The sequence below is a fragment of the Microcoleus sp. CZ3-B2 genome, assembly GCF_036705055.1.
In the GTDB taxonomy this organism is placed as follows: domain Bacteria; phylum Cyanobacteriota; class Cyanobacteriia; order Cyanobacteriales; family Microcoleaceae; genus Microcoleus.
Genome location: NZ_JAUBTN010000103.1, coordinates 1 through 12,494, shown reverse-complemented (window position 1 = coordinate 12,494; position 12,494 = coordinate 1). Strand labels below are relative to the sequence as shown.

General features: G+C 45.8%; 12 protein-coding genes. 7 read left to right on the top strand and 5 right to left on the bottom strand.

The window, feature by feature from the left end; genetic code table 11:
• Window positions 1–229 precede the first annotated feature (229 nt).
• From ureG to QUA97_RS27015, 3 genes are all read left to right on the top strand, one after another.
• Window positions 230–826 carry an urease accessory protein UreG gene (gene ureG / locus QUA97_RS27025; protein WP_333197328.1) on the top strand — a complete coding sequence of 199 codons (597 nt, stop codon included), beginning with the start codon at window positions 230–232 and terminating at the stop codon, window positions 824–826.
• Window positions 827–881: 55 nt separating this feature from the next.
• The gene (locus tag QUA97_RS27020; RefSeq protein WP_333197326.1) at window positions 882–1,331 is read left to right on the top strand and encodes a Panacea domain-containing protein; all 450 of its coding nucleotides are present in this window, start codon (window positions 882–884) and stop codon (window positions 1,329–1,331) included.
• A 253-nt stretch (window positions 1,332–1,584) separates the two neighbouring features.
• Window positions 1,585–1,728, top strand: a complete 144-nt coding sequence (locus QUA97_RS27015; RefSeq protein ID WP_228049719.1) for a hypothetical protein — start codon at window positions 1,585–1,587, stop codon at window positions 1,726–1,728.
• Between the two features lie 39 nt (window positions 1,729–1,767).
• Here the strand turns inward: QUA97_RS27015 and murG are convergent, their stop codons facing one another.
• Window positions 1,768–2,859 (bottom strand): undecaprenyldiphospho-muramoylpentapeptide beta-N-acetylglucosaminyltransferase, encoded by a 1,092-nt coding sequence (gene murG / locus QUA97_RS27010; protein WP_442922599.1) that lies wholly within the window; start codon window positions 2,857–2,859, stop codon window positions 1,768–1,770.
• Window positions 2,860–3,044: 185 nt separating this feature from the next.
• Between murG and QUA97_RS27005 the strand changes: the two genes are divergently transcribed.
• Complete coding sequence (locus tag QUA97_RS27005; protein ID WP_333197323.1) at window positions 3,045–3,992, top strand: nuclear transport factor 2 family protein; 948 nt, start codon at window positions 3,045–3,047, stop codon at window positions 3,990–3,992.
• Between the two features lie 416 nt (window positions 3,993–4,408).
• Window positions 4,409–5,197, top strand: a complete 789-nt coding sequence (locus tag QUA97_RS27000; RefSeq protein WP_194065900.1) for an SDR family oxidoreductase — start codon at window positions 4,409–4,411, stop codon at window positions 5,195–5,197.
• A 744-nt stretch (window positions 5,198–5,941) separates the two neighbouring features.
• Here the strand turns inward: QUA97_RS27000 and QUA97_RS26995 are convergent.
• The 4 genes from QUA97_RS26995 to QUA97_RS26980 form a co-directional block, all read right to left on the bottom strand.
• Window positions 5,942–6,349: a helix-turn-helix domain-containing protein gene (locus tag QUA97_RS26995; protein WP_194065901.1), complete on the bottom strand. Its 408-nt coding sequence runs from the start codon at window positions 6,347–6,349 to the stop codon at window positions 5,942–5,944.
• Window positions 6,324–6,581 carry a type II toxin-antitoxin system HigB family toxin gene (locus QUA97_RS26990; protein ID WP_255515787.1) on the bottom strand — a complete coding sequence of 86 codons (258 nt, stop codon included), beginning with the start codon at window positions 6,579–6,581 and terminating at the stop codon, window positions 6,324–6,326. Before QUA97_RS26990 ends, QUA97_RS26995 begins: the two co-directional genes overlap by 26 nt.
• Window positions 6,582–7,550: 969 nt before the next feature.
• Window positions 7,551–7,772 carry a hypothetical protein gene (locus QUA97_RS26985; protein ID WP_194065902.1) on the bottom strand — a complete coding sequence of 74 codons (222 nt, stop codon included), beginning with the start codon at window positions 7,770–7,772 and terminating at the stop codon, window positions 7,551–7,553.
• Window positions 7,769–9,538, bottom strand: a complete 1,770-nt coding sequence (locus QUA97_RS26980) for a S8 family peptidase (RefSeq protein WP_333197331.1) — start codon at window positions 9,536–9,538, stop codon at window positions 7,769–7,771. The genes QUA97_RS26985 and QUA97_RS26980 overlap by 4 nt, the downstream gene beginning before the upstream one ends.
• A 255-nt stretch (window positions 9,539–9,793) precedes the next feature.
• On the opposite strand from QUA97_RS26980, the gene QUA97_RS26975 reads away from it, so the two are divergent.
• Both QUA97_RS26975 and QUA97_RS26970 read left to right on the top strand, forming a co-directional pair.
• The gene (locus QUA97_RS26975; RefSeq protein ID WP_194065903.1) at window positions 9,794–10,210 is read left to right on the top strand and encodes a hypothetical protein; all 417 of its coding nucleotides are present in this window, start codon (window positions 9,794–9,796) and stop codon (window positions 10,208–10,210) included.
• Window positions 10,211–10,705: 495 nt separating this feature from the next.
• The gene (locus QUA97_RS26970; protein ID WP_333197316.1) at window positions 10,706–12,412 is read left to right on the top strand and encodes a pentapeptide repeat-containing protein; all 1,707 of its coding nucleotides are present in this window, start codon (window positions 10,706–10,708) and stop codon (window positions 12,410–12,412) included.
• The last annotated feature ends 82 nt before the right edge of the window (window positions 12,413–12,494 follow it).

Genomic DNA, 12,494 nt, shown 5'->3' with positions numbered 1-12,494 from the left:
TGTACGGGATGTAACGGATGTAACGGATGTAACGGATGTAACGGATGTAAGTCCGTCGGAAGAAGGAAGAGGGAAGAATGTTTGAACTTTCGACTTCCCATCCCCGATGCCCTGTTTGGCCGATGCCCTGTTTGGCCAATGCCCTGTTTGGCCGATGCCCAATGCCCTGTTTGGCCGATGCCCAATGCCCTGTTTGGCCCATGCCCAATGCCCAATTACCAAAATAATTATGAGTGCTTTTCGTGTAGGAATTGCTGGCCCGGTTGGTTCGGGGAAAACTGCTTTGCTTGATGCTTTGTGTAAGGCGCTGCGACAGCAGTACCAGATTGCTGTGGTGACTAATGATATCTATACTCAGGAAGATGCACAGTTTTTGGTTCGGAGTCAAGCTTTGGAGAGCGATCGCATTTTGGGCGTAGAAACCGGCGGCTGTCCCCACACGGCGATTCGCGAAGATGCTTCGATCAATTTGGTAGCTATAGAAGAGTTAGAACACAAATTCACTGATTTAGATTTAGTCTTTGTCGAAAGCGGCGGCGACAATTTGGCGGCGACTTTTAGCCCGGAGTTGGTAGATTTGACAATTTATGTAATTGATGTGGCTGCGGGCGATAAAATTCCGCGCAAGGGCGGGCCGGGAATTACTAAATCGGATTTATTAGTGATTAATAAGATAGACCTCGCGCCTTTTGTGGGTGCAGATTTGGGGGTGATGGAACGGGATGCTAAAAAGATGCGCGGGGAGAAACCTTTTGTTTTTACTAACTTGAAGACTCAGGATGGCTTAGCGTCGGTGGTTGATTTTGTGAAGCTGAATGTCGCCTAGGGCGATCGCATCTAGTATCATGGAAATAAGCCGTTTAATGATAACTAAGTAAGTTATGCTGAGTTGTGATGATACAGCCAAATACTTTTTGGCTCAGGTAAGTGAAGATGCTGGCGATCTGATATCTAATCTCAAACTTCAGAAATTGCTTTACTATGCTCAAGGCTTTCGTTTAGCTTTGTACGATGAACCCCTATTTCCTGAAGCGATAGAAGCATGGACTCACAGCCCGGTTGTTCCTGATTTATACCGTCACTATAAAAAATATGGTGCTGGTGCAATTCCATGTCCTGAAGATATAGACTTTTCGATTTACGACGAAAAAACTAAGAGCCTGCTTGATGAAGTTTACTCCGTGTTTGGGCAGTTTGCTGCATGGAAGTTACGCAACATGACGCAAGAAGAATATCCCTGGAAACTTGCCGCTCAAAATAGCGGTACAATTACTAATCAATCGCTTCAGGAATACTTCAAGACTCAACTCAATTGTCAAGAAGCAGTTTAAGGCAAATCAGGGCCAAGAAACAAGAACCAAGATTTCAGCTAGGGAAACTGTTGATTTAGGGCCCCAGCAGCAGTCGCCTTTATTTTCTTTGCGATACATGAATAAAGATTACTTTCTTTCTCAGTGTACAAAAGATGAAAAGGCAGCTTTTGCAGATACTCTCTACAAGTTAAGTCAGCTTACCTGAAGCCAGATTAATGCTTCTGGCCGTCACGGCTCTGGCTATGAGAAGATTGCTAAAAGTTCCATGAGAGTGGCTATTCCTAGCCATCTTCAGGATGATGTAAATTTTATTGCTTTTCGGTTTGGCGGGATGGCTCCGATGGTTGGTTATCGAGATGGGGCTGTGCTTTATATTATTTGGCTGGATAGAGACTTTACGCTTTACCCTGATTAAAAAATATCTTGTTAAATTAGTAGCGATGTCAAATTTTTACTACCGACTCAACAATTCTCTGACCAAATTTGCCAAACGTTCCGTACTGTCTGTCACCGCTAAGTGAGCAGCAGCTTGAGACATTTTGGCCAAATATTCGGAATCTTTTAATAAATACAACACTTTGCTTTGCAATACTTCTGCTGTGAGTTCGCTTTGACGGAATACTGCGGCGGCTCCTGATGCGGCAAATACTTCGGCGTTAAATCTTTGGTGGTCGTCAGCGGCGTAAGGAAAAGGAATTAAAATAGAAGGTACTCCGGTAACAGCTAATTCTGTCAGAGCACTAGCGCCCGATCGACTAATTGCTATATTTGCTCGCTGCAACAAACTCGCCATATTGTCGTAAAATGGCATTGACAAATATTGCTCGTGCTTCAAACTCTCAGCATCCGGGTCATTATTTCCGGTGAGGTGAACTACCCAAGCACCTGCATCAAACCAAGCCGGTGCACACTCGCGCACTAATTGATTGACTGCGACAGCACCTTGAGAGCCGCCCATGACTAAAATTACAGGTACGCTGTCAGGAATTGGTAACTTTAGAGGTTGCGGCGTGAGGAATTGCGATCGCACCGGCGTACCAGCAACCACGGTTTTCGCGCGGGGTAAATGTTTGGCTGCTGCTGCAAATCCGATCGCCACAGCAGTGCAAAAAGGACTAAACCACCGCGTCACCTTTCCGGGAATTGCATTAGATTCGTGGAGAATCACCGGCAAACCCAAAGAGCGAGCCGCCAAAATTGCCGGTGCTGCGATGTAACCGCCGGTAGTAAACACTCCCTGAAAATTTCCTTCTTTGAGCAACTTTCGCACCTTAAGGATCGAGCCGACAAGTCCGCCCAAAATGCGCGCTGTACCGAGTCCAAATCGCTGCTGAAAGCCTTCGACGGCGATCGTGTGGAGGGGATAAAGCGATGAAACTAACTGCGTTTCCATGCGGTCTGGGACTCCCAGCCATTCGATGTGACAGTCGGTCAACTCGGCGGCGGTGGCGATCGCCGGAAATAAATGTCCTCCGGTACCGCTAGCTGCAACCAACAACCGCAGGGGGGCTTTTGTCAAGGTATTTGTCTCTTTTACAAGTTCCACAGGTCGAGCGATTTTAGATTAGAGGTTTTAGATTATTATGCTTATTGTTCCGGCAGTTTCAGCCAATTTTCAATCAGCCATCTAAAATTAGATTGTGCCGTGTCCCTCCTTCCGTTGTCAGTTTTCGTTGCAGGCGAACAGTTGCCTGCGCCACGACCCCTGACAAATAACCAAAGTATCATCTAATGCGTAATTTGTTGAATTTAGTGCCAAGTGTATCTCAGTATTTTTGCAGCCGTCGGGACGAAAAAGCCGATCCTCTTCGTTGGCGCAGCCCCCGTAGGGGCGGGCTGCGCCAACGCCCGATCGTTTTTGGCTTTAACTGCGGGCTGTCGATCGCTCAAATGTTGTTATGTTTAACAGCGGTAAGTGCTGGCGTGCTGCATCCAACTGCTGTAGGGGCGATCGCGCCGATGGGGGCTACTCCCAGGGCGATCGTCCAAACCCCAGCCAATGCGCCCGCCCCCCTCACCAAACTGCTAACAGAAATTGACGCAGCAGCCAACCGACGCGATGTCAAAGCAGTCATGGCATTTTACAGCGAAAATTTCACCCATTCTGACGGCTTAAACAGCCGCATCATGGAAAAAGCCCTCACCCAACTCTGGGATCGATATCCGAGTTTAAATTACCGCACCGATCTCAAATCTTGGAAAACCGAAGGTAGCGCCATTATCGCCGAAACCGTAACTACAATTACCGGCACTCAGAAAAAAGATGGCCTCGACTTAAATCTCAAAGCTACCATCCGTTCTCAGCAGCGTTTTGAAGGTGAAAAAATAGTTAAGCAAGAGATTTTAGCAGAACAAACTGAGCTGACTTCTGGTAAAAATCCTCCCACAATTCAAGTGAGTTGGCCCGAACAAGTGAAAGTGGGGGAAGAGTACCATTTTGATGCCATTGTTCGAGAACCAATCGGCGACGATATTTTAATAGGAACTGTTTTGGATGAACCGATTACCGAAAAAACATTGTTTAATCCGTCAGAAATCGACTTGGAGTTGCTGAATTCTGGGGGTATTTTTAAAGTAGGGAAAGCCCCGGCCACGCCAGAGAATCGCTGGATATCAGCAGTTTTGATGAGACAAGGCGGAATTGCAACGGTTAGCGTGCGGTTGCGGGTTGTCAAGTAATAAAAATAGGTGTTATGGGAATTGTTGAGTGTTGATTGTTGACTGTTGACTGTTGGCTGTTGACAGTTAGCAGTTGACAGTTGGCTGTGAATATTAATGTTATTAGTTATTAGTAGCCCCAAGTGAGTAACTAAGCTGTCACGCATTTAAATTGTATGTTCAGGGCGGGCGGTACACCCCACAAGATTTAGATGTTTTTTGACATTCAATTTAACTGTCGCAACAGCTTAATAACAAATAACCAATAACCAACAACGAATAACCAACAACGAATAACCAACAACGAATAACCAATAACCAATAACCAATAACCAACAACGAATAACCAACAACGAATAACCAATAACCAACAACGAATAACCAACAACGAATAACCAATAACAAATAACCAATAACCAATAACCAATAACCAAAAAATGATTTCTATCCAAAATCAAATTGTTTTCATTACGGGTGCGAGTAGCGGTATCGGAGCGGCTTGTGCCCAGATATTTGCCAAAGGTGGAGCTAAACTAATTTTAGCAGCCCGCCGCGTTGAAAAGCTCGATCGACTGGCAAAGGAACTTGTAGAAACAAAATCCGTCCCGTCGATGAACGAGATTTACTTGCTAGAATTGGACGTGCGCGATCGCCCGCAAGTCGAATCGGCGATCGCTGCGCTTCCCGATGCGTGGAAAAACATCGATATTCTGATTAACAATGCCGGATTGAGCCGCGGTTTAGACAAACTGCACGAAGGCAACTTTCAAGATTGGGAAGAAATGATTGATACCAATGTGAAAGGCTTGCTTTACATGACTCGCTACATCGTACCGGGAATGGTCAGCCGAGGCGGCGGCCACGTAGTCAATATCGGCTCAATAGCAGGCCGCCAAGCTTACCCGAAAGGTAGTGTTTATTGTGCTTCCAAAGCAGCGGTGAGAGCGATTTCTGATGGGTTGAAACAAGACCTTTTGGGAACAGCGGTGCGAGTGACGGAAATAGAACCCGGTTTGGTGGAAACAGAATTTAGCAATGTCCGGTTTCACGGCGATGCAGAAAAAGCGAAGAATGTCTATCAAGGACTGACACCTTTGACGGCGGATGATGTAGCCGATGTAGTATATTTTTGCGCCACGCGATCGCCCCACGTCAATATTAGCGAAGTCTTGCTAGTTCCGACAGACCAAGCTAGTGCAACTCTGGTTCACCGCAAAGAAATTTGAGTTTTTAGTGGCGACTGTCCGGATTGCGATGAAATTCCCAGGAAAGTGGATTGGTAGATGCACCCTGATTAATTAACTCCCGACCAATGAAGGCCGGGTTTTTTTTGGCAAAAGTTAGGGATAACGACAGGTAGCGACAGTTTGATGGCTGAGTCATCGGGGCCGAGAAACCCGGTTTCTAGGAGTTTTGGACTCTGTGACAAGAAATGTTGAAAGAAACCGGGTTTCTGAAATCATCAATTTTCCGCAATTGTCCTGAAAAAGGTGCTGTCGGGTGGGAGATTAGATTAGTAGATGCACCCTGATTAATTAACTCCCGACCAATTTTGGTTTGGGGTTTTTTTTTGCGGTATCCAAGCTGAGCCGCCAATTTTCGCAAATTCTGCCAAATTGTCCTGAAAGAGGTGCTGTGTTAGCGGAGATTAGATTAGTAGATGCACCCTGATTAATTAACTCCCGACCAATTTTGGTTTGGGGTTTTTTTTTGCGGTATCCAAGCTGAGCCGCCAATTTTCGCAAATTCTGCCAAATTGTCCTGAAAGAGGTGCTGTGTTAGCGGAGATTAGATTAGTAGATGCACCCTGATTAATTAACTCCCGACCAATGAAGGCCGGGTTTTTTTTGCGATCGCACTTTTTACCACAAATCAGCACTAAATCAACGCCTGTCAGGGTCAATCTGCGTGTATCGCGGTTAAAAGTCAGATTTTCCCTGAAAAAGGTGCTGTGAGGCTAGAGAAAAGTTTTAGTCCACAAAAGCAGATGGCGAGATGTGAAATAACTCTCCGAGTTTTTTTAATTGACTGACAGTTAGTTCTCTCTTGCTCATCATAACTTCGTTAAAAATCTCTTCACTCTCAAAGATTTCTAACAATTTTTCTGGCGAAACGTTATCTTCATTTATTAATGTTTTCACCAGGGCAATTCCTTTCAAGGTAGGCCAAATTTCGTGTTCTTCTTCATAGTCATAGACCAGTGTACCCAACACTTTTAAATAATCCCGATCGTCGGAGGTGATACTCGATCGATCGAGAATTTCATTGATGCGAGTTTGCGTGGCGATTAATTCATCATCATTAGCGATCGGGCGCGGTGGAAAGGTGGTGATGAGTTCCATATAGTAGTTGCTAGGAGTTTTTAAACCAACTGTCATTTTTCCAATTCTCCTTGTTATATTCGGCATGAGTTAGTAGGCGACGGATGAAAATTAGCTGATATTCATAATCGATAAAGGTAATGAGTCGGTAGTTGTTGCCACTGATATTAAAAATTGTAAAATTTCCTACGATATCGGCACGCGAGAAAAACTTGGCGGACTTCTGCGAGGTTTTTCCATGCTGCCTCGGACGTTCGCTGATACCATTGTAATAAATTGGGTTCGGCATTGGGGTGTTTTTCCCAAAAGTCTCTCAGGGTTCTTTTGCTGATAACTCGCATAAATTTAAAAAAAACATCAGGTATCAATTCATCAAAATAAACTCATTGAGTATATTTTAAACTGTTTTATAAACCATCGCTGTAAAAACGATAACTAGATTAGTAGATGCACCCTGATTAATTAACTCCCGACCAATTTTGGTTTGGTTTTTTTTTGCGTATCCAAGCTGAGCCGCGAATTTTCGCAAATTCTGCCAAATTATCCTGAAAGAGGTGCGGTGTTACCGGAGATTAGATTAGTAGATGCACCCTGATTAATTAACCCCCGACCAATTTTGGCCGGGTTTTTTTTGGCAAAAATTAGGGATAACGACAGGTAGCGACAGTTTGATGGCTGAGTCATCGGGGCCGAGAAACCCGGTTTCTAGGAGTTTTGGACTCTGTGACGAGAAATGTTGAAAGAAACCGGGTTTCTGAAATCATCAATTTTCCGAAATTGTCCCGAAAGAGGTACGGTGCTACCGGAGACTAGATTAGTAGATGCACCCTGATTAATTAACTCCCGACCAATTTTGGCCGGGTTTTTTTTGTGTTAAGGCTGATGCTAAACAAATTTGAGGTTAATTTCCGGATTGTGGTAAAATTCTCAGAAAGCTTAGTTGGTAGATGCACCCTGATTAATTAACTCCCGACCAATTTTGGCCGGGGTTTTTTTGGCAAAAATTAGCTATAACGACAGCTAGCGACAGTTTTAGGGCTGACGTATGGGCCGAGAAACCCGGTTTCTAGGAGTTTTGGGCTTTGTGACAAGAAATGTTGAAAGAAACCGGGTTTCTGAAATCATCAATTTTATGAAATTGTCCTGAAAGAGGTGCGGTGTTACCGGAGACTAGATTAGTAGATGCACCCTGATTAATAAACCCCAGCCAATGAAGGCCGGGGTTTTTTTTGTTTGAAAGCTGGATTAGTCGATCGAGCTACAAGACTTCAAAAGACTGCACCTCAAGCACCGGGCCGATCATCGCAAAAGTCATGATATCCTTGCGGACTATACCTTTGACACTAACTTTCAAACCATCTTTTTTCAAGTCAGAAGGAGCATCCTTAAGTTCATAAGTTTCTCCATTTTCGCCAACCAAAGCCCAGGTACCAGGGCCTAATCCTTGGCGTTCAATTTTGCCTTTGACTGTAATACTCATGCTGACTGCGCCTCTGTTTTAAGTGCTAAATGTGCCAATCCAAAACACAACAAAGCATTGACAATCAAGAATGTTTGTGCTACTAAACCAGTTCCCAATCCCCAAACTGCAGGAGAGATTACAGCATTCACTGCTAAACAGCTAGCAAAGCCGATCGAAGTGGCGATCGCAATCCACTTCCACTGTTGATGTCCCAACAGCAAAACAATCAAAATCCCCGGAATCAAAACACTAGCAAACAAAGGATTCAGCATACTGCTGCCATTAATTGCACCGCCGAGTTCGGGAATAGAACTGCCCATGATTCTCATCGGCCACTGCGGCAAGTCAAATACAAACAAGTTGCGGAGGAAAAAGAACCCAGAACTTCCAGCCATCAAGCCGCCGGAAAAGCCCCAAGTCCACTGGAACGGAAAATAATTCCGCATAATGAAAGCCAGCAGGTAAGAACCGAGCACCATTGCAATTTTCGGCAACAGGGCGACTGCACCGCCGTCTATCCAGAAGCGGGGGCTGAGATAGCCGTTGTCGCGCAGCCAGCGGAAGAAGTCGCGGAAGTTGATTTGTCCGCGCTGGGCTAGCTGAACTGCTGCGCCTGCGTCTAGGTGTCCCGAACCAAAATGGTTTAAGGGGTCTTCTGTGACATTTCGCGAGGACTGCAAGAGTATGCTGCGAATTTGGTCTGGTTCTGTGACACCGGAGGCTTTGATCAGGGCTGCAACGCCGGCAACGTGGGGCGCAGCCATGCTGGTACCTTGGTAGCCTTCAAAGATTTCGGCACCGGTTTCTGGGTCGATCGTACTTTGGAGAATTTTGCCTAGTTCAGAACCGCCGGGGGCTGAAATGTCAACACCCGCGCCGAAATTGGAATAATCGGCTTTTTCTTCGTTGGGGCCGAGGGCGGAAACGCCGATGACGTGGGGATAGCGGGCGGGATAGGATGCCGAACTGTCGCCGGAGTTGCCGGCGGCGGCGATGATGACAACGCCTTTAGAGTGGGCGTAGTCGATGGCTTCTTCCATTAATTGACTTTCGCCGCCGCCGCCTAAACTCATGTTGATGACATCTGCGCCGTTGTCTGCTGCAAATTTAATTGCTTCAGCAATGTCGGAAACTGTACCGCCGCCGCTGCCGCTTAATACTTTCAGCGGCATTAAAGCTGCTTCGTAAGCGATGCCTGCAACGCCGTAGTTGTTGTTAGTTGATTGGGCGACAGTACCTGCGACGTGAGTGCCGTGGCCGTTGTCATCGTAGGCTTCGGCGCGATCGTTTACAAAGTCGTAGCCCGGTACAAATTTGGTTTCTTTTAAGTCGGCGACGGGAGTAATGCCGGTATCAATTACCGCTACTGTTGTGCCGCTGCCTTTTGTTTCGTTCCAAGCCGATTCTACGTTGATGCTGCGGAGATTCCACTGCTTGGCATACATGGGGTCGTTGGGAATCTCGTAAGCGCTGTAAATGTAGTTCGGTTCAATGTATTCGGTATCTTTAGCCAACTTTGATTTTCTCAGGGCGTTTAGCAAAGTGCGATCGCCCTTGACAACATACACATTATCCTCTTTAGAAAACTCACTGTTGAGTTGCGGTGTGACTTTGTACTGCTGGGCGAGTTCTTCTACTCGTTTTGCAATATCAGGATTACCGATATCTTCGCGGAAATCCAGCACAATCGAGTCGTAGGTGCCTTGAGTAGCAAGTCCTGGGAAATTAGAAATTGCCCAGCCAAGCCCGATTAAAAATAAGCACAGAAAGAAAATTTTTTTCATTGCCGATCGTCCGTTGAGGGAAGGCTTGTTCACCACAATAACCGAATTTTCATCGCGATCGCCAGTTTTCTTGGTTGTGGCTGCGGTCAAACTCGCGGGCGGGCTTTTGGTATATGGTGGCGGTGGCTACCCGCGCGATCGCAAATGGGTGTAATTTCTAGTTTAAATTGCCAAGCAAGTTTGAGTAGTTCAATAAATTGTATCATTAAAGCAGATGGCAAAGAAAACCGGGAGTATTTTTCACAAGGATATTGCATGGAAAGAGGTTTAATGTGGTTGCCGCTGCTAGCAATTTTTATTGCTCTGGCTTGGGCTGGATGGAACGAGTATCAAAAGTTAGAAGCCTATCGCGTCTGGGCGGAACAATTCGCCAAGGCCAAGTACGATATTTATGCTGTACTGGGTCAGCAAGAAGACTGTTTGACTTGGGGGAAACCTACTCGCAGCGGGCCTGTGAATTTGCAAACTTTTTCTTTAAAAGATGTGCAGTCGCTCAGGTTGTTAGTTAACGGCGCTGTGGTAGATTTAGAGTCGCCACCGAATTCGGGAAGTGCGATCGCCCTAGAGTTTTTGTTGAAAGATGCTGCGGCCGTGCAGGTTCCTTTTACAGAAGTTCCTCTAGCAACTAAATGGGCCAAGTATTTGCAGGGAGAATTGCAGCGATTCCTCTAAAAATATCCTATTAGCACAAATTAGTAATCACATAAATTCCGTGGTTCTAGCAAAATCAAAATGATTTTTTGAGAGGACTTGAGTCCGCAAATACTCAGAGTAATAAATTCTTAATTACTAACTTAAAAATGGTTCGTAGTGAGGAATGTATTCGGGATCATCTCAGTTTGGCATTTGAGCGTGCGAGCGTCCCCGAAGAGCGAGTATAATAGACGAGTCGCGAGTATAATAAGGGAGCGGGGAGTATAATAGGCGAGGGTGGACGCTCGCACTACCATAAAAAAATGCTTTTTGCAAAACTGAGATGCTCCCATATATTCTGCAATAAAATAGAAAAATAAATTCCCAAATGGCAACCTAAAAATAATTTGTAATGAGGAATGTCTTCCGCAATAAATTAGAGGAATAAATTCCTCGCTGCCAACGGGATAACAGTTATTTTACAAGACTAGAGATAGTTGTTTCATTCCTATTCCCCTTCCCCTTCCCCTCCGAATGCAAGTACAAGAATTTTTGCTGCGCTACCAAGAAGGAGAGCGCAACTTTGCTCACATTGACCTCAGCGGTGCTAGTTTAAGCGGTGTCAACCTGCGAGAAATAAACCTCACAGGTGCTAACTTGACCGGTGCTAATTTGAGCTGGTCTTGTTTGAGCAATGCTAAGTTAATTGGAGCTTGTTTGCGCCGCGCGGATCTCCGCAATGCAGTGATGTCCGGGGCAAATTTGAGCGGGGCAAATTTGAGCGGGGCAAATGTTGCGAAAGCGGATTTGCGCTTTGCTTGTTTGGAAGCTGCAGAACTCAATTGGACGGTGCTTTCTGAAGCGGATTTGGGCGGTGCTAATCTTCAAAAAGTTAAATCTGACCAAATTAATTTGGAGAAAGCTAAACTCGACGGCGCGCAGTTGATGGGGGCGAAGTTGATGGAGGCGAATCTCAACTGCGCCAGTCTTGTTGGTGCTAATTTAACGGATGCTAATTTGCGGGAAGCGCATTTGGTGGAAGCAAATTTGCGATCGGCAATTTTGAGCGGTGTAAATTTGATTGAAGCTGATTTAAATGGTGCTCAAATGCGATCGGCAAATCTGGCGGGCGCTGACTTGCACCGAGCTGTGCTGGCGGGGGCGGATTTGACGGAGGCTGTACTCGATAATGCTGATTTGAGTCGGGCTAATTTGGCGGGTGCTTATTTGTTGAAAGCGAGTTTTAAGAAGGCGCTTTTGCTGCGAGCTAACTTGCAAGGAGTGTATTTGCTGCGGGCGGATTTGAGCGAGGCTAATTTGCGCGGTGCTGATTTGCGGAAAGCTGATTTGAGTGGCGCTTATTTGATGGATGCGATGTTAGGTGAGGCGGATTTAAGAGAAGCTTGTTTGATTGAGTGTCGTTTGATTCGGACGAGTTTGGAGGGGGCGCAGCTTACGGGTTGCTGCATTCAAAATTGGCAGGTTCAAGATGTGGATCTGTCAAAAGTTGACTGCGGGTATGTTTTTACTCAGTTTGATTATGCTGCGAAAGTTGCGGCAAATCGCTTTCCGGCGGCTCGCGATTTTGAGTCTGGGGAATTGGGGCGGCAGAATCAAGAGGAAAGTTCTATTGTGGAGGTCTATTTTGCTGATTTTCCTAATTGGGAGGCTTTGGTGTTTACGGTGCGTCGGGTGGAGTTGGAGAGTTGGCAACTTCAGTTGAATGTTCAATTTTTTGAGTCTACTGGAGAACAAAATTTACTGCGGCTGAGCGCTAACCGTTTGGTGAATGGCAAGATTTTGGGCGATCGCATTTTGGCGCTTTATCCAGATATGTTGGAAAAGGTTTTAGCCAAGCGGGCAGAAATTTGGGGTTTGCTAGATTTGGCTGTTGCGAGTAACAGTGTGGAGCCGCAGGAGCCAAGTCACAACGAAGTGTTGGTCAGAAAACAGGAAATCTACCAGCGAATGGTGCGTCAAATTTCGTTTATTTTGATGTCTCAAACGCCGGATAAATTCTCTGAAAGTGTACAGCGGCTGTTGGATTATTTGAAGCAGCAAGGTATTCCGACTATTCAGATTCAGAGGAAAGTCATTAGTCAGGCGATCGTGCAGCGGGCCAAGCAAGACCCTGGTTTTCGGGAACAGTTGATTTTGTGGGAAAAAACGGCGCCCGCCAACGTTCGCGGCTCGATGATGGGGGAAGCGGTGCGGGGTGCGATCGGGCTTTTGTCGGAATGATATCGTTTCCGTTACATAAGACTTACCCAAAGCTACCCAGCTTTATACAAAGCTGGACTTTGAACCTTACTTCCTGTTTCAT

What these genes read in the sequence shown, in the direction of transcription:
- ureG (WP_333197328.1), top strand. Translation starts at nt 230, where the DNA reads ATGAGTGCTTTTCGTGTAGGAATTGCTGGCCCGGTTGGTTCGGGGAAA.
- QUA97_RS27020 (WP_333197326.1), top strand. Translation starts at nt 882, where the DNA reads ATGCTGAGTTGTGATGATACAGCCAAATACTTTTTGGCTCAGGTAAGT.
- QUA97_RS27005 (WP_333197323.1), top strand. Translation starts at nt 3,045, where the DNA reads ATGCGTAATTTGTTGAATTTAGTGCCAAGTGTATCTCAGTATTTTTGC.
- QUA97_RS27000 (WP_194065900.1), top strand. Translation starts at nt 4,409, where the DNA reads ATGATTTCTATCCAAAATCAAATTGTTTTCATTACGGGTGCGAGTAGC.
- QUA97_RS26995 (WP_194065901.1), bottom strand. Translation starts at nt 6,349, where the DNA reads ATGACAGTTGGTTTAAAAACTCCTAGCAACTACTATATGGAACTCATC.
- QUA97_RS26990 (WP_255515787.1), bottom strand. Translation starts at nt 6,581, where the DNA reads ATGCCGAACCCAATTTATTACAATGGTATCAGCGAACGTCCGAGGCAG.
- QUA97_RS26985 (WP_194065902.1), bottom strand. Translation starts at nt 7,772, where the DNA reads ATGAGTATTACAGTCAAAGGCAAAATTGAACGCCAAGGATTAGGCCCT.
- QUA97_RS26980 (WP_333197331.1), bottom strand. Translation starts at nt 9,538, where the DNA reads ATGAAAAAAATTTTCTTTCTGTGCTTATTTTTAATCGGGCTTGGCTGG.
- QUA97_RS26975 (WP_194065903.1), top strand. Translation starts at nt 9,794, where the DNA reads ATGGAAAGAGGTTTAATGTGGTTGCCGCTGCTAGCAATTTTTATTGCT.
- QUA97_RS26970 (WP_333197316.1), top strand. Translation starts at nt 10,706, where the DNA reads ATGCAAGTACAAGAATTTTTGCTGCGCTACCAAGAAGGAGAGCGCAAC.